General features: G+C 43.6%; 13 protein-coding genes. 7 read left to right on the top strand and 6 right to left on the bottom strand.

Annotated elements, in window-relative coordinates:
- Positions 1-179 precede the first annotated feature (179 nt).
- The 6 genes from parE to msrA all read left to right on the top strand — a co-directional run bounded on the left by parE (position 180) and on the right by msrA (position 7,850).
- Complete coding sequence (gene parE, locus ACWQAU_RS03935; protein WP_003640557.1) at positions 180-2,186, top strand: DNA topoisomerase IV subunit B; 2,007 nt, start codon at positions 180-182, stop codon at positions 2,184-2,186.
- A gap of 13 nt (positions 2,187-2,199) precedes the next feature.
- Positions 2,200-4,650, top strand: a complete 2,451-nt coding sequence (gene parC, locus ACWQAU_RS03940; protein ID WP_003645031.1) for a DNA topoisomerase IV subunit A — start codon at positions 2,200-2,202, stop codon at positions 4,648-4,650.
- A 183-nt stretch (positions 4,651-4,833) separates the two neighbouring features.
- Positions 4,834-5,793 carry a LysR family transcriptional regulator gene (locus tag ACWQAU_RS03945; protein ID WP_003644418.1) on the top strand — a complete coding sequence of 320 codons (960 nt, stop codon included), beginning with the start codon at positions 4,834-4,836 and terminating at the stop codon, positions 5,791-5,793.
- A 22-nt stretch (positions 5,794-5,815) separates the two neighbouring features.
- A complete protein-coding gene (locus ACWQAU_RS03950; RefSeq protein ID WP_079111796.1) occupies positions 5,816-6,745 on the top strand; it encodes a manganese-dependent inorganic pyrophosphatase in 930 nt (309 codons plus the stop codon).
- Between the two features lie 127 nt (positions 6,746-6,872).
- Positions 6,873-7,307, top strand: a complete 435-nt coding sequence (gene msrB / locus ACWQAU_RS03955) for a peptide-methionine (R)-S-oxide reductase MsrB (RefSeq protein WP_003644417.1) — start codon at positions 6,873-6,875, stop codon at positions 7,305-7,307.
- Positions 7,308-7,334: 27 nt separating this feature from the next.
- Entirely contained in the window at positions 7,335-7,850 is a 516-nt protein-coding gene (gene msrA / locus ACWQAU_RS03960) for a peptide-methionine (S)-S-oxide reductase MsrA (RefSeq protein ID WP_003640552.1), read from the top strand.
- A gap of 163 nt (positions 7,851-8,013) precedes the next feature.
- Here msrA and ACWQAU_RS03965 read toward each other — a convergent pair whose 3' ends face one another.
- The 4 genes from ACWQAU_RS03965 to ACWQAU_RS03980 form a co-directional block, all read right to left on the bottom strand.
- Positions 8,014-8,214, bottom strand: a complete 201-nt coding sequence (locus ACWQAU_RS03965) for a sterile alpha motif-like domain-containing protein (RefSeq protein WP_003640551.1) — start codon at positions 8,212-8,214, stop codon at positions 8,014-8,016.
- A 212-nt stretch (positions 8,215-8,426) separates the two neighbouring features.
- Complete coding sequence (locus ACWQAU_RS03970; RefSeq protein WP_003644416.1) at positions 8,427-9,281, bottom strand: phage integrase N-terminal SAM-like domain-containing protein; 855 nt, start codon at positions 9,279-9,281, stop codon at positions 8,427-8,429.
- A gap of 2,206 nt (positions 9,282-11,487) precedes the next feature.
- Entirely contained in the window at positions 11,488-13,014 is a 1,527-nt protein-coding gene (locus ACWQAU_RS03975; RefSeq protein WP_011101567.1) for a hypothetical protein, read from the bottom strand.
- A gap of 11 nt (positions 13,015-13,025) precedes the next feature.
- Positions 13,026-14,333, bottom strand: coding sequence for a glycosyltransferase family 2 protein (locus tag ACWQAU_RS03980; RefSeq protein WP_027821364.1), 1,308 nt, complete (start codon positions 14,331-14,333; stop codon positions 13,026-13,028).
- Positions 14,334-14,535: 202 nt separating this feature from the next.
- On the opposite strand from ACWQAU_RS03980, the gene ACWQAU_RS03985 reads away from it, so the two are divergent.
- A complete protein-coding gene (locus tag ACWQAU_RS03985; RefSeq protein WP_027821365.1) occupies positions 14,536-14,934 on the top strand; it encodes a hypothetical protein in 399 nt (132 codons plus the stop codon).
- A 79-nt stretch (positions 14,935-15,013) separates the two neighbouring features.
- Here ACWQAU_RS03985 and ACWQAU_RS03990 read toward each other — a convergent pair whose 3' ends face one another.
- Together ACWQAU_RS03990 and ACWQAU_RS03995 are read right to left on the bottom strand one after the other, a co-directional pair.
- A complete protein-coding gene (locus ACWQAU_RS03990) occupies positions 15,014-16,363 on the bottom strand; it encodes a dihydrolipoyl dehydrogenase family protein (protein ID WP_053338896.1) in 1,350 nt (449 codons plus the stop codon).
- 65 nt (positions 16,364-16,428) lie between these two features.
- Positions 16,429-16,866, bottom strand: a complete 438-nt coding sequence (locus tag ACWQAU_RS03995) for a MarR family winged helix-turn-helix transcriptional regulator (RefSeq protein ID WP_079111795.1) — start codon at positions 16,864-16,866, stop codon at positions 16,429-16,431.
- Positions 16,867-16,943: the final 77 nt, after the last annotated feature.

The raw sequence follows: 16,943 nt of genomic DNA on the forward strand, positions 1-16,943 counted from the left end.
GTGTGTTTGCTATTTTAATTGTTAACGTGTATGCTAACAGATGAAGAGCCACAAGTGACAATTAGAAATTAACATAATTGTACCTTGACAGGTTGGGACTTTTAGGACTATTTTATTACGGTTACCTGAAAGCCGCACCTAGTTGAGGTAGATTTTTAAAGATAAAAGGAGTTGTGAGAATGGCCAAGAAAAGCCCAAAATATGATGATTCTTCAATCCAAGTACTTGAAGGATTAGAAGCCGTTCGGAAACGTCCCGGAATGTATATCGGTTCTACAGACGGCCGCGGACTCCATCACTTAGTTTATGAAATTGTCGATAATGCCGTTGATGAAGCCTTAGCTGGCTATGGTAAAGAAATCAACGTGATTATTCACGCCGATAACAGCATCACCGTTGTCGATCATGGTCGTGGGATGCCAGTTGGAATGCATGCTTCCGGTATTCCAACACCTGAAGTTATCCTCACGGTTTTGCATGCTGGTGGTAAGTTCGGCCAGGGTGGTTATAAGACTTCTGGTGGGCTGCATGGGGTCGGTGCGAGCGTCGTTAACGCATTGTCGTCCGAATTGACGGTAACCATTGTCCGTGATGGCTACCGCTACGTTGAACATTTCAAAGATGGGGGTCATCCCGTCGGTACCCTTGAAAAGAAAGGGAAGACTAATAAGCCAACTGGAACGACAATGACTTTTAAGCCGGACGCTAGTATCTTTACAACGACGGTTTATAATTTTCAAACGTTGGCTGAACGGTTGCGTGAATCTGCATTCTTACTGAAAGGCGTCAAAATCACGCTGACTGACGAACGGGAAAATCAACAACAAGAGCTGGTCTTCCATTACGAAGATGGTATCAAGGCGTTTGTCAGTTACCTCAATGAAGATAAGGACACCCTCGGGGATATTATGTTCTTTGACGGCACTAAGGAAGGTGTCGAAGTTGAGGTCGCTGCGCAGTACAACGATGGCTATTCGGAAAACTTGTTGTCATTCGTCAATAACGTGCGAACGCCAGACGGTGGGACTCATGAAGTAGGGTTCCGCAGTGCCTGGACGAAAGCGTTCAATGAATATGCTCGCAAGGTTGGCCTATTGAAGGACAAGGATAAAAATTTGGAAGGCTCCGATGTCCGTGAAGGGTTATCCGCTGTTATTTCATTACGAGTACCGGAAAATCTCTTACAATTTGAAGGTCAAACTAAGGAAAAGCTCGGAACACCCGAAGCACGAACGATTGTTGATAATATTGTGAGTGAACAACTTCAATTCTTCTTGATGGAAAATGGTGAATTTGCTCAAATGCTGATTCGCAAATCCACCAAAGCTCGGCAGGCTCGTGAGGCTGCCCGTAAGGCCCGTGATGAAAGCCGAAACGGTAAGCGGCGTCATAAGCAGGAACGGTTACTTTCTGGAAAATTAACGCCAGCGCAGTCTAAAAACGCTAAGAAGAATGAATTATTCTTAGTCGAAGGGGATTCGGCCGGTGGTTCAGCTAAACAGGGGCGTGATCGAAAGTTTCAAGCAATTTTGCCATTACGTGGTAAGGTGTTGAATACCGAAAAGGCCAAATTAGCTGATATTGTCAAGAATGAAGAAATTAATACCATGATTTACACAATTGGTGCGGGTGTTGGTCCCGAATTTGATATTAAGGCCAGTAATTATGACAAGATCATTATTATGACCGATGCCGATACCGATGGTGCCCATATTCAAATTCTCTTACTGACATTCTTTTATAAGTACATGCGGCCAATGATTGACGCTGGTAAAATCTACATTGCGTTGCCACCGCTGTATCGATTACAAAAGAAGCAGAACAAGCAGTTACGGACGGAATATGCATGGACTGACGAAGAGTTAACGCTCAAGACCAAGTCATTTGGTAAGGGCTATGCACTCCAGCGCTACAAGGGACTTGGCGAAATGAACGCGGAACAGCTATGGGAAACAACCATGGATCCTGAAAAACGGACCTTAGTCCGAGTCCGAATCGATGACGCTGCCTTAGCAGAAAAACGGGTCACAACGTTAATGGGTGACAAAGTTGAACCTCGTCGAAAATGGATCGAAAGTAACGTCCACTTTAATTTGGACGAAGACGGGTCGTTACTAGATAACGAGGCCGTCTCATCCGCACATGAGCAAGCCGACGAAGAATTGGCACAACAGCTAAAACAATAGAGGGGGTCGTAAAATGGCAACTGAACAACCAAAAATTCAAGAACTAACCCTTGAAGACGTCATGGGCGACCGCTTCGGCCGTTATTCTAAATATATTATTCAAGAACGGGCCTTGCCAGACATCCGTGATGGCTTGAAGCCAGTACAACGACGAATCTTATACGCCATGAATCAGGATGGCAACACCTTTGACAAAGCGTTCCGTAAGTCCGCTAAATCAGTCGGAAACGTCATGGGTAATTTTCATCCCCATGGTGATTCTTCGATTTATGAAGCAATGGTTCGTCTTAGTCAGGACTGGAAGTTACGGGAACCGCTGATTGAAATGCACGGGAATAATGGTTCCATGGACGGTGATCCGGCTGCCGCCATGCGGTATACCGAGGCACGTTTGAGCAAAATCGCTGGTGAAATGCTTCAAGACATTGATAAAAAGACTGTCGATATGGTCCTAAATTTTGATGATACGGAGTACGAACCAACTGTTTTACCGGCCCGCTTTCCGAACTTATTAGTTAACGGGGCAACGGGGATTTCAGCCGGTTATGCAACGGAAATTCCGCCGCATAACTTGAGTGAAGTCATTGATGCGATTTTATTCCTGATGAATCACCCTAAGGCAACGCTTGAAGATTTGATGGACTTTGTCAAGGGCCCCGATTTTCCAACTGGGGGGATCATTCAAGGCTTAGCAGGTATCAAGCAAGCCTATGAAACTGGCCGTGGGCGTATCGTCGTGCGTTCGCGAACCAAGATCGTACCGCTTAAGGGGAATAAATCACAGATTGAAGTTTCAGAGATCCCTTATGAAGTTAACAAGGCGCAATTGGTGAAAAAAATTGATGAAATTCGCATTCTGAAGAAGATCGAAGGTATCGCCGAAGTTCGTGATGAAAGTGACCGTCAGGGATTATCAGTGGTGATTGAACTGAAGCGTGACGTCAATGCAGAAGGTATTCTGACTTACTTACTCAAAAATACCGATCTACAAATTACTTATAACTTCAATATGGTCGCCATTTATCATCAACGGCCCGAACACGTTGGGCTGAAAACGATTCTAACGGCCTACTTGGAACATCAACGGGACGTTGTAACCCGTCGGACCCAATTTAACTTACAGAAGGCTATGGATCGCCAACACATCGTTCAAGGATTAATCAAGGCGATGTCCATCCTCGACCAAGTAATTAAAACGATTCGTGGTAGCAAGGATAAGAAGAACGCCAAACAGAACTTGGTCAGTCAATTCGATTTCTCTGAGATTCAAGCTGAAGCCATCGTGACAATGCAACTTTATCGGTTAACCAATACCGATGTGACGCAGCTAGAAAAAGAATCAGCTGAACTGGCCAAGGCTATCGCAACCTATCAGCTGATTCTGGCAGAGCCTAAAGAACTCGATAAAGTTTTACGGCGCGAACTAAAGGCCGTTCAAAAAGCCTATCCAACGAGCCGTTTGACTGAGATTCAAAATGAAATTCAAGAATTAAAGGTCAAGACCGAGGTCGTGATTCCACAAGAAGACGTCATTGTTATGATTAGCCATGATGGTTATATCAAGCGAACCAGCTTACGCTCTTATTCAGCGTCTGAGCCCGATGATAACGGGCTTAAAGATGAGGATTATCCGATCTATCTAGCTAAAAATAGCACGTTAGATCATTTAATGATGTTCACCAACATGGGCCATCTCATTTACCGGCCGATTTATGAAATTGCTGACGCCAAATGGAAAGATACCGGTGAGCACATTTCTCAGACGATTGGGCTGGCTGAAAACGAGCGCATCACGTGGGTCTATTCTTTTGAGAACCTTAAAGCTACCGGAAAATTCTTAGTGGCAACTAGTGATGGCTATATCAAACAAACGGCTTTTGCTGATTACACGCCGGGTCGAACTTATAAGACTCGGGCTAGCCAGTTCATCAAAATGAAGTCAGACGATGCAACCGTTGTAACAGTCGAATACTTACCAGCTGCACCAACGGGAACCCTGATTCTGATAACGCAACATGGGTATGGCCTTCGTTATGATTTAAGCGAGGTCCCAACGATTGGTGCGAAGGCGGTCGGCGTGAAATCTATGGATCTGCGCGACGATGCCATTGTACGGGCAACAATCGCCGCAGATGATGATTTGATTGCCATGATTACGCAACGGGGTTCATTCAAGAAGATGAAGGTGGCAGATTTACCCGTGACAAGTCGTGCACGGCGGGGCGTTCAAGTCTTACGGGAGTTAAAAAATAATCCACACCGGGTCGCTGATTATGTCTTAGTTGCTAGTGACGCAAATGGGGTTGCACTTGATGTGCTGACTGATCGTGGTAAGCACCATTCGATCTTGAATGATGATCATCCTACTAGTGCGCGTTATTCTAATGGCTCTTTTGTAGTTGATACTGATACTGAAGGGGAACCTGTTTCTATGCAGATCCATCCGATCCCACTAACGGTATAGTTTCCAATGCGAATACTTGCACGTTAACGGGCATTCGATTAAGATAATATTATAACAGGGTAAAAGATTATGAATTAGTTAAGCTTTATTTACCAATAACAACCGCTTGCTTTCACTTTGAATCTTGTATAAAATTATAGATATCATAAGATGGCGATAAGAAGAAAGGATCAGGTAAAATTCATGAAGACAACTCAAGAAAGTATTTTCTCATCGAAAACGTTAACGTATTTCTTGCAACTAGCTGAAACTATGAATTACACACAGGCAGCTCAAATTTTAGGAATTACGCAACCAGCATTGACCCAACAGATCAAAAAACTAGAGCGTACCGTTGGTGCCCCTTTATTTTATTCCGTTGGGAAAAAGTTACGTCTCTCTGACGCCGGTTACACAATGCTTAACGCAACCCACAGTATTTATAGTGTATTGAACAAGGCAACTGATGAAATCCAGCAGACAACTAGTGCTACTCAAGGAACAATCAATATTGGCGTGCTAGCTTCAATTGAAGACCATGTATTTGAGGATTTTGCCATTAAGTATTACGAGGCCAATCCAAATGTTATTATTTCGTTGCACATGCTGACGCGTAAAGAGATTTGGGAACGATTAGAAAATAATCGGATTGATTTGGCAGTCATGTACCTACCTGATGAAAGTATCAAGAACTGGAAGCCATACCAGTCTAAGAAGATTATCCAAGACGAATTGCTATTCATTTCGGGTGACGAGAAGTTAGCGAAGAAGAAGCGCATCAAGTTCAAAGATACGACGCTCAATCCATGGGTAACGTATCCTGAAAACTATTACTTGGATCAAGTGGTTAAGGAATCTTATAAGAACCAGTTGGCTGATTTGCCAACGGCAGTCGCACGGTTTACGACGCCACAACAGATTTATCGCTTTGTGGCAGCAACTAATACTAACACGGCGTTGCCAAATTCATTTATGGTGGCTAATCCGGCAACTGATAAGCTCCACACGTTGTCATTTGAACCAGCCATCAAGTTTGACTTAAATTTTGTCTTCCGTAAAGATAAGGACCAAATTCCGCGAATCAAGAATTTCCTTGATGAATTTGATGCCTACTTACGGACCGAAGATTATATTTCACGGTTACAAAAGATTAATCAAAAATAAGTTTTAAGGGAGTTTTGTGCTAATGAGTAAGGAATTAGTTTTTGGACATCAAAATCCTGATACCGACGCAATCGTGGCGGCTAAGGCGTTCTCATACTACGAAAATAAGATGGGAGCGGACACTGAAGCAGTTGCATTAGGCGAACCCAACGAAGAAACTCAATTTGTTTTGGATTACTTCGATGAACCAGCACTACGGGTGATTACTAAGGCCAGTGATGAAGTTGACAGTGTTATGCTTGTTGATCATAACGAACCTCAACAAAGTGTGAGTGACATTGCTGACGTAACTGTTAGTCACGTGGTTGATCATCATCGAATTGCTGGTTTTGACACGGCCCAACCATTATTCTACCGGGCTGAACCACTTGGTTGCTGCAGCACTGTCATTTACAAGTTGTTCAAAGAAAATGACATTGAAATTCCAGCCAAGTTAGCTGGATTAATGTTATCTGCAATCATTTCAGATACATTACTCTTAAAGTCCCCAACCACAACGGAAACTGACGTGGCAGTTGTTAAAGACTTAGCTAAAATTGCTGATATTGATTATGAAACGTATGGTTTAGCAATGCTTAAAGCGGGCACTAACCTTGACAGCAAGACTGAAAAGGAATTAATCGATGCCGATGCGAAGTCATTTGAAATGGCTGGCAAGACCGTGCGCGTTGCGCAAATCAATACAGTTGACTTGGATGATGTTTTCAAGCGTCAAGCTGCTTTAGAAGCTGCTGCAAAAGACGAAAATGCGAGTGACGGCTATGATTTATTCTTAATCTTGGCTACTAATATCTTAGATAGTAACTCGAAATTATTAGTCGTTGGTAACCCAACGGAACCTGTTGAAAAAGCCTTTGGTAAGACGATTGCTAACAACCGGTTAAGCTTACCAGGTGTCGTTTCACGTAAGAAGCAAGTTGTCCCTCAATTAACGGACGCCTTCAACGCTTAATTTACAGATTAATTTAAAAAGAAGCTACCACTTGTTGGAGCTTCTTTTTTGCATTCTAGCTAGATTGGGGTATGATAAATACTGTAATTAGATTGTACACAACTCAATTATGGAAGGACTGATAGTAATGGATAAACAGCAAGGTGAATTACGACAGCGTCTAACGCCTGAACAATACGCCGTTACTCAAGAGGCAGCGACCGAACGGCCATTTAGCGGTGAGTATGATAACTTTTACCAGGAAGGTATTTACGTTGATGTAGTTAGTGGTCAAGCACTCTTTAGCTCGCGTGACAAATATGATGCGGGTTGTGGGTGGCCATCCTTCACTAAACCAATCGATCAGACTAATCTTAACGAACACCGTGACGAGTCGTTTGGCATGCATCGAACAGAAGTGACTAGCACACAAGCAAACTCACATTTAGGTCACGTCTTTCCAGATGGGCCACGAGATCGCGGCGGGCTTCGTTATTGTATTAATTCAGCAGCACTGAAGTTCATTCCAGTTGCCGACCTTGAAAAGGCTGGTTATGGTCAGTATCAGAGTTTATTTAAATAATTGAGTTAATAAACGGGAGGAATTTAGATGACAGAGACTGCAATATTTGCTGGTGGCTGTTTCTGGTGCATGGTCAAACCGTTTGATCAACAGCCCGGGATCAAGTCAGTCATTTCAGGTTACACTGGTGGTACCGTCGCTAATCCGACGTATGAACAAGTTGCCAGCCACACGACTGGGCATACTGAAGCGGTTAAAATCACTTTTGACCCAGATGTAATCAGTTATGCTGACTTGGTCGAAATTTACTGGCGTCAGACTGATCCAACCGATGCTTCTGGCCAATTTCAGGACCGTGGTGACAGTTATCGACCGGTAATTTTTGTTAATAGTGAAGCTCAACGTCGAACTGCAACTGCTTCAAGAGATGCACTTGCGGCTAGCGGTAAGTTTGCTGAGCCGATTGTGACAACCATTGAAGATGCGAAGCCATTTTATCCCGCAGAAGCCGAGCACCAAGACTTTTATCGACGCAATCCATTCCGTTATCAAATCGAAGAAATGGGTGGTCGTGAGGCGTTTATTAAGCAACATTGGCAATAAGCTAGATGGTGATTAAGCGTTGAAAATGGCTCAGATTTGCGATCTTCGTATCGTTTGAGTCTCATCTCGATAAAAATAAGGCTAAAAACACGAATAAACCAACCTGCAACCACAGCAATCGTCGCTGGGCTAGTAGGTTGGTTTTTGAGTTCAATTATGATTGTTAACTTGCTTGGTACGCGTCCAATGCTGAATAAAATGATTTTTTGACTGAGTCACGAATATTTAAGTAAGTAATATAATCAGATAATTCATGAACATTACTAGTCAAAGGAAAATCAAAATCTGAGTGCGCATAACAAGCGGCTGGCGCGAACGGACCATTTTGTTCAATAAACGGTTCTAACCAACGATAGAATGTCATCAAATCATCCTTTCAATACTTTAGTTAAATTCAATAAAACTAGTTTAACTGCAAAAAGGCGCGTTGTATAGGCGTTTTAAGGCTTCTTAATTAACTAGCAAATTCCACGTAATGCTTGTGACGTGTTTGTAAAGTTATGTAAAGATCGTGCAACAACGTAAAGTTACTTTAACTAAAAAAGCTAACTGTAGCAGTTAGCCCATCAGTGTCACTTAGTCGGTTTTAGTGGCTTTTAAAGTTCGCAAATCACGTTGTCGTAGCAAGTTTTGGTAATATTCGAGGCTGGTTTCATCTAACCGTAGTTGTTGCATGATCTCAGTCGGTTCGGTCGTCCGGTGTTGATTGAGAAACCACAGCATGAAGTCCTGGCGCAATGCAACCGGCTTTAATGGCACACCTAAACGTTGACTATCACCCGCCAAGTATTTATGCAATGCCGCGAGGGTGAGATGTGGGTCGGTTCCGCGTTGACGCTGCTTTAAAAAAAGGTCCGAACTACCACTTTGAGTCTGTAATGGCTGCAAATAGGCCCGTAGTTTAACCAGAAAAGCCTGTTCTACTGCTGTAAAGGTAATTGCATTCAACTGCTGATAAAACCCTGGGGTTAGCATCTCCGTGGCAGTATAACCCTTGGTCGTTAGTAACAAGAATAAGCGGGTGTATGGATGCAGATCATCCATTGCTAACCATGCCGCTAATTGCTCTGGCCAGGTCGTTGTTTGTTGACGATTGGTCAAGGGTTGCCCTTTAATTGTAAAGGTTGGTAAAGTTGTAATAATTCGGTGTGAAAATAAATAGCTAAAGTAGCCGTTTAGATTCGACAGACATTTGTTCAGTGTCGATGTTTTGAATTGGCGTTGTTCACGGAGCATTGCCAAGTAAGCTTGAATATCATTCTCAGTTAAATCTGCTAGTAATTGATCCTTAGCAAAGGTCTCATTGAAATGCTGCTCATAGTTGAAAAAGTCAGCCAAGGTTAATTCATATTGCTCAATCGTACTAGCTTGCTTGCCAGCAGTTTCTAATGAGGCGAGAAAGCTTTTAGCATACGGAAATTTAGCGGTCATTGATAGTAGGACATCCTTTCTGGGTTAGAATTCTTACTTTAACTAAAACATAAATTTACAACAAAAACAAGCGATTTGACCGATGCTGAGAGACGCGTTCTAAGCGCGTGTTCGTTTATTAGTTGAAGAGTTGTCCCTTAAATAAACCGTAAAATCGATGTTAGTTATCAGCAAATCATGAGCGTGCATGCAAACTAGTGATAATTGGATTTAGGAGTCTGAAAACATTTGAACTTTTAGTGATTCAGATAAGTTGATCCGAATTAACGAAAAATGCTCGGTTGAAATTCAATCGACTAATTTTAGTGTTGATGTTTGTGAATCATAAAAAATAATTTAAGTTAAGCGGACGTCTTGAAAAATTCTGAACAGTTAGAGCCAGCAAAATGATTGCGACAAAATGACAATCTGAGAACTGAATCACCAGAAAGCTAACTTAAAATCAAAAAATTACCACAGGGGACCTAAATCAGGTCGTGGGGGAGCAATTTTGTTTTTAATTCTACTTTGTATAATATATATTATGTAAACTAGAAAATGTAAAAAAAGCCCCCTAGCTAGATTTACCCATAATCCACACATAAGCCATCATAATCACAACAAACCGCTTTTATCGCGTGAATTGTCATCAAGTTTACTGCTAGCACAGCGATAATTTTTGAGTGGCAAATTAATTTATGGCACATTTTTATAAAATCTACTGAACTCACTGAATCATATTGATGTGACTTACCGTGAATATATGATTATGATTCATAAAATAGCTTTTGACTGTGTTAATGATGTTATTGCTCATAACTGTTAGTCAATCGACTGAATTGCTGTGCACCTTGGGTTTAAAACTGGCTTTTAGAACGTAATTGTTTATCAAACCGATTTATTGAATCGATGGTTTGCTAACGACAGCCTTATTTTTTCAAAAGACATGATTTGCCATGGACCGGAAACGCCAAAAACCGTATCATGACAGTGTTCAATCACGCGCTTAACTGAATCATCAGCCACGTTCAAAAATGTTAAAGATGTGTAATTTAGACCAGTCTGTAATACTAATTTATCTTGTCGACAACCACATCAGTCTACCGTAATTTATATTAGAGGCCGCGGGCTGAACACCATAAATGTGAGTGGCATCCTTGAGTACCTGCGGTTGCATGAAGCCCAGGTAATTAGCGGCAACTAGCCTAGCTTTCAACTGTTTTTTGGCGATTATTAGTCAGAATTGTGGCTTGACAACTTGTTAATTTTCAGACCATTAGTCCTAAAATTAAGCGTATTTATTAAAGCTGATTGTGCCATTCAATTTAGTGTCAACAATTATTGCAGACTACGAACAATAATTCGCCATGGCCTCATATGTTTGTTGGACATGTGCTAGATCAAAAGTTTGGTGAATAATTTACCGGGGTGATGGGTTCTTTCAATACCACGGCTAATAAAATTGTGTAATTTGCAGCAAGTTGTCACGAACGCAATGTCATCACGCGAACCGATATTACGCCCAAATGGGTCGTTGGGGTTCATTTCAACCTTTTGTGACAACCCCTACCCGGCCAAAAATAGCACCCGGTCGCCCTACTCTTAAGCCTATTCCATTTCAACGCATTCTAAAACCGCTTCAACACCAGTTTTATCGGATCAATTGGGCAATTCAATGGTTTTGACGACAATATCCATTGCAACACACGTTTTGGCTGAAGCCTGGCGGATTGACATGACGGCTCATAGCAATGATTTTGCTAGCCCGCGTAATTACGAACCACCCCCCGCACTAACAGCGTCATCCATCACCCATAGTACTGACTGTCGCCCTGCTTAAGTTGCACGGTCGCCCTAGCTTGAAACCCGTTGCCATGACATGTTGGCGAAGAGCAATCAATCATTTAGTGGTCATCACCGGGCTGTCCTGGCAGCGCCCAATCGGCATTAGTAAATGGGGATTACGGGCCATTAAAGTCAATTGATCCGTGGTATTTGCTAACGATACTGGCAGTGCCAGCTATTAACTATGACCGTAGCCACAATAATTTGATGGTACAAATTAGACGATCTGTCCCCTTTTAAACATTATAAAAAGATTATTACTGAAGTAACAGTCACTACTGTCAGTAATAATCTTTTTTATATCATCAGTTTAATTTTCATTCAGTGAGCTTCGAACGCTAACGATTCATTTGGGTATTGATCTTGAAATGGCCACTGCCACTCAACTCTGCTTGATTTGACGCCGCCAGAGCTTGGCCTCCGCGATCCCGCAAGTCATCAACATAAGGATTGGTAAGTACAAGATAATATGATAGCGGCCCTGTACTTCTAATGGTAAAGCACTTAAGGTGAAACCGTCTAACAAAAGCGATGCCATTAGCAAATAGTGGTTAAGATAGTGTTGATGCCATAGCAGTCCCAGCCCCATTAAAACACTGAATAACGCAATCACCAGCATTGCCTGCCAATAAACCGTCGCACTTGTAATCAATATAGGGGCTAAATAAAACCAGTGGCGGTTAAGCAAACCGGGATGATGGCTTAAGTTATATAAGCTCCAATCATAGCCATAATCCTCACGAATAAAGCCCTGCATTTTTTCATTAACAAATGACCCCAACTGTGGCTTGATTTGTTTGAGATTAGTCTGCAAAGTCCTCGCCATCGTTCGTGTGATTCGCGGATAGGCTTGCGTCAACGTGGGCGCCACCCGTAATTCGTGGCTGACGGTAGCTTGTAGTGCCGGGCTATAGGTCCCGTGACTTTTAACATCTGTCCCCGTAGCCAGGCTGTATAAAGTTTCAACTTGGGCTGGCGCAACCTTAAAGCCATATAACCAGCTGTCGAGATTAGTCGCTGTGAACATGAGCCCTAACACGACCGCACTGTATATGAGGAGCTGACGTACTTGAACGCGGTAAAGGTGGTGAGACTTAAGCAGGACACACAAACTCATCAAACCCAGTGCAATTAGCCAGACGCCCATGATTGGCCTCAGCATATTGGCCACGACAGTCATCACGATCGCTAACGCTAGGTATAGTCGTCGATCCGTGATTGTGGTCGTCGTGAGTGGAACTAATGCCCGCGTCAGCGCATACATCATGAGTAGGACGCTGGTGAAAAAGAACGGTTCACCACCATTTAAGAGCGTGCCGTACAGCCAATAAGCTGGAATCCAGTAAAAAATGAGGGCAGCCATGATGCCTAATTGTCGTGAGAGCCACCGTGCGACTAGCCAGTAAATTAAGACCATATCGACTAAAGTACACCCAATATTGATTAGTTGGCTGACAAAAAAGTTGGCCCCGCCAAAAGCCGCGACTAAACTGTAGCCGTTCGCGATATTTAAAGCGTGCGGAAAAACGACGTAATTGCCAACGATACCATGGTGTAACAGTTGGGTCCAGGTGAATCCTTGGGCACTAAACGCGGCTAGTGTATGGTAATTCCAGAAATCTGAGGTCGGGTCGATCTTTAACCCTGCAACTAGTGGAAATTTTAAGATAGTTAACCCCATCAGTGCTGCAACTAACCAGCTAGTTTGGTGGCGGCTCAACCACCAGCTGCCAAGGCCAATCGTGGCACCAATGAACAATACGAATAAACCAGCGCCTATCCAAGCACTGATTGCGAGGTGTAATTTCAGGTTGACTTGCCAGTTGGCGACAATCATCCACCCGAGTAAGGCAGCTGCAATCGTGAGAACGGTAATTTGAAATATCTTATAGCACCACTTCATCGGCATGCACCTTCATCTCAATATGAGCGTTTTAAGCCAGTATCTGGATATTTTGCAACGCGGGTCGTAACACCATGGTGCGTTTTGGCCCACCCCGTTTGACCACGTAACTGTCGGTAAATGGCGACGTATGGCGTCAGGCTAATGATCAATAGGAATGCTTGAAAGGTTAAACTCTGCTTGAGAGCATCTAAGAAGCCAACGGGTTGTTTCACGACGGCACAGTTGCGTTGATACAGTGCTGCTAATACCAAGCAAGCCGAAAAAGCAATCACCAGTAATGTCCCGATAGCCAAGTGATGCCACCCAACTTGCCAATGTTGTAGGCTACGGCTCACAAGCACGACTAACGTGATTAGACTGGTCAGTGGCACGATACAACCACTGATAGGCATCAAAATCCAAAAGGTCGTGTCCAATTTTTGAAAATGGTTCAGACGTCCCGAACGCCAAAGTGCTGGTAGATAACGCATGCATTGAACGGCACCCTGACACCAGCGTACCCGTTGACGAAAAAATGGGCGTAGTTGTTCAACGGCCTCTTGCTGGACAACCAAGGTATGATCAAAGGCCGTTCGCGTACCACCTAGCAGCCAGGTCCGCAAAGTGAATTCGAGATCTTCAAGTAAGCTATTCCCCCACGGATTCTGTAACGCTAAATCTAGCCGGACGAACTGACCATTACCTGACGCGATCCCCTGACCAAGACGGTTGCGTAGCTGTTGAGTGGCATTGTTAACGCCCATAAACTCAAAATTTTGCATCTTGGTCAGCCAGTTGGGCTGATTATAAATGTTCACACTAGTTTGGATCATCGCCAACTGTGGTTCTTGTTCAAAGTGCGCCAGCACCCGTGTCAAGTCAGCAGTATTCATGAATGCGTCTGCATCTAGGACCCCCACGATTGTCCGTTGCGGATCAGATTTTAGCGCTAACGTCTTATGAATATACTGGACGGCAGTGTTGAGGACGGCCCCCTTACCTGCACGCTGGTTGCCCGTGCGGTGTAGGATTTGTAAGAAGCGCGACGATGACTGAGTTAGCAACAACAGACTATGATCTGTCGAATCGTCATCGACGGCAATGATTTGGGCGTGAACGGTTGGTGGTAACTGTTCGAGAGATTCGGTCAATTGCGTAATCGTTCGCGAGATAACGTGCTCTTCATTGAGCACCGGAATAACCAAAAACAATTCATAAGGTGTGGGCCCCTTTTCATAGTTTTGAATAGGTTCCCGATAGTGATTGATCAGCAATAAGTTAATAATAAAATACAAGTAAAAAACAACTGAAATCATAATTGCAACTCTGATTATTATCATCATAACTCCCCCATCGAAACTTATTAAGAAGGTATTATACGCATACTTTTTTAAAATGCCTATTATTTATGTTATGAAAACATAGTGAACGAATCATGCCTATTCTTTACGTCTTTTTCACGAGAAATTTACACTTATTCGGTAGTTAGTGCCGTACATAAATTGGTAGGATAGTATTATTAACTAATAAGGACGGCGGAGATTGATGAAAAAAGCAACTTGGGGATTACTCGCATTATTGATTGGACAACCGATCGTCATTTACACCGCGCAACGGGCCCTATTAACGACGATTCCGAGTCGCTATGGTCTGCTGGGAGCAATCGCTTATACGAGTGATCCGCACCATTATTTGGCGATGCTTGAGAGTGCGCTTATTCCGGCCTTATTAATCGCGCTTAAGCCGCTAAATCGGTATGCGGCACCCTATACTTGGTCAACGATTTTGAAAAGGACGCTCGGCTGGTGGCTATTTGGAATGAATTGGTTTATTCTGATCAGCCTGTTTGTTCAAGCTAGCTGGCTAAGCTGGAGTATCTTTCTTTGGTCACTCGGTGGCGCCATGGTCCTGCTCGCTAAATTATTAGGTGTCCTCAGTCAGTGAGTTAATCTGAAACTACAAAAAGATACTGGGTAGTCAGCAACATACCCAGTATCTTTAAATTAGTTAGTTGGTTTAATAACTAGTCATGGTGTAGTAGTGGTGTCAACATATCAATGATCCCCACTGAAGCACTTGGAAAGGCAAAAATCTTCTGACTTAACGTTGTGGCGGAGACGTGATCAGCAATAATCATGGTCAGTAAGTTGATCAGGTCTGGTGCGCCATTACCATAGATTGAGGCACCGACGAAGTAATTCTCTTGGTCAAAGACTAATTGTAAATCAGCGTCGACCTCGTTTTGATACTGAAAGGCTAACAGTTTACCATATGGCAGCGCTTGAACGTGAAAGTGTTCAGTATCATGCTGGGCAGCCTCGACACTGACACCGACTTGGGCGATTCTTGGTAGCGTAAAGACGACCGCTGGAATGACCGGATAATCAATGGCGGCAGTGCTACCAAGCAGTTGGCCGGCAATGTAGTTAGATTCAAAGGTCGCGGTCGGGGTTAGCTTCGGCAAAGTCTTACTAATGACATCACCACTGGCGTAAATGTTTGGAATGCTTGTCCGCAAATGGTCGTCGACGATAATGCCGTGCCGGTCGGTCTTAATGCCAACTTTCGTTAGTCCTAAGTGTTCGATGTTTGGAATCCGACCAGTGGCCGCAATGATATCATCACTCTCAATCTTCAGGCCGCTGGCAGTGGTTGCCATTAACCCTGTGGCCGTTTTAGTCACTTGGCTAAGCGCTTCGCCAAAGTGGAAGTGCACCCCGGCTGCCTGTAGATGTGTGATCATCTTTTTAACGTGTTCTGAATAAAATGCGGGTAGTGCTCGATCGGCAAACTCAATAATATGCACTTCTGACCCTAGTAACACGGCCATGTTGGCAAATTCCAGCGAGATGATTCCAGCACCAATTAAGGTCAACCGTTTAGGCATGGTTGGTAGGTCAAGAAAATCACGACTGTCATGCATCAGGTCCGCACCCGGGATAGCCAGCTTGGCTGGTCGTTGTCCGGTCCCGATGACGATGGTATCCGCTGTATACGTGCTGTCCGCTACTTGAACAGTGTGGGTATCAGTCAGCTCACCATGACCGGTAATAATTGTAATCCCCAATTGTTTGAAGACGGCCGTCATTTGTACCGATAAAGGTTGAATGACTTGTTGCTTATAGGCCATCAACTGTGACCAATCGATGGTGGGCGTTGTGTTGACGCCAATCCCTTGATATTGTTTGAGTTGTTCAGTCAGCTCGAAGGGACCGTCTAACAGAATCTTAGCATCACAGCCAAAGTTAGTGCACGTCCCGGCGATGGTATCTTCTTCAATGATTGCTACCTTATGTTGCGCATGTGCTAGGGCCACTGCCGCATGCCACGTTGCGTGCCCGCTACCGATAAAAATTGTGTCATAATCTGCCATTAGAGATTCCTCCTAAAATTATATTTCAGTCGCACGAGATTGAAATGGTCAATAAAAAGGCCCGTTTAGGCCAAATCCTGTGATAATGCGGTAATAATCTTCTGGTTCAGGGCCAGTGCTTGTTGATATTCATCGACAGTCAGGTGGTAGCGACTGATACAAGTTGCAATCGCGGCTTCGATTGGTGCTTGTTGTTGCTTACCCTGCATCGTGAGATGAATGAGTAACTGGCGCCGATCTGTTGCCGGTCGCTCGCGCTGCAACCACCCTGCGTCTTCCATGCGTCGCAAAAGCGGTGTCAAGGTGTTGCTGCTTAAGCGCAGAACCTGACCTAACTCGTGTAATGACTGGTCGTCGTGTTCCCACAATGCCATTAATACGAGATACTGTGCGTAAGTCAGTTTGAATGGTGTTAACGCTTCGACATAAAATTTGTTAAATAACCGATTGGCATTGTATATGCTAAAACAAAGTTGATTAGCAAGGTCAATTTCTGGTGTCATGCGGATGCTCCTTTCAATCGCGTACGATTGATTATCAGTATAAGCCCCTTTCCCGTAAAAAACAAGGGGTAAATAAA

It is taken from the genome of Lactiplantibacillus sp. 3062, assembly GCF_055413545.1.

Coding starts and splice junctions, on each gene's coding strand:
- parE (WP_003640557.1), top strand. CDS start 180: ATGGCCAAGAAAAGCCCAAAATATGATGATTCTTCAATCCAAGTACTT.
- parC (WP_003645031.1), top strand. CDS start 2,200: ATGGCAACTGAACAACCAAAAATTCAAGAACTAACCCTTGAAGACGTC.
- ACWQAU_RS03945 (WP_003644418.1), top strand. CDS start 4,834: ATGAAGACAACTCAAGAAAGTATTTTCTCATCGAAAACGTTAACGTAT.
- ACWQAU_RS03950 (WP_079111796.1), top strand. CDS start 5,816: ATGAGTAAGGAATTAGTTTTTGGACATCAAAATCCTGATACCGACGCA.
- msrB (WP_003644417.1), top strand. CDS start 6,873: ATGGATAAACAGCAAGGTGAATTACGACAGCGTCTAACGCCTGAACAA.
- msrA (WP_003640552.1), top strand. CDS start 7,335: ATGACAGAGACTGCAATATTTGCTGGTGGCTGTTTCTGGTGCATGGTC.
- ACWQAU_RS03965 (WP_003640551.1), bottom strand. CDS start 8,214: ATGACATTCTATCGTTGGTTAGAACCGTTTATTGAACAAAATGGTCCG.
- ACWQAU_RS03970 (WP_003644416.1), bottom strand. CDS start 9,281: ATGACCGCTAAATTTCCGTATGCTAAAAGCTTTCTCGCCTCATTAGAA.
- ACWQAU_RS03975 (WP_011101567.1), bottom strand. CDS start 13,014: ATGCCGATGAAGTGGTGCTATAAGATATTTCAAATTACCGTTCTCACG.
- ACWQAU_RS03980 (WP_027821364.1), bottom strand. CDS start 14,333: ATGATGATAATAATCAGAGTTGCAATTATGATTTCAGTTGTTTTTTAC.
- ACWQAU_RS03985 (WP_027821365.1), top strand. CDS start 14,536: ATGAAAAAAGCAACTTGGGGATTACTCGCATTATTGATTGGACAACCG.
- ACWQAU_RS03990 (WP_053338896.1), bottom strand. CDS start 16,363: ATGGCAGATTATGACACAATTTTTATCGGTAGCGGGCACGCAACGTGG.
- ACWQAU_RS03995 (WP_079111795.1), bottom strand. CDS start 16,866: ATGACACCAGAAATTGACCTTGCTAATCAACTTTGTTTTAGCATATAC.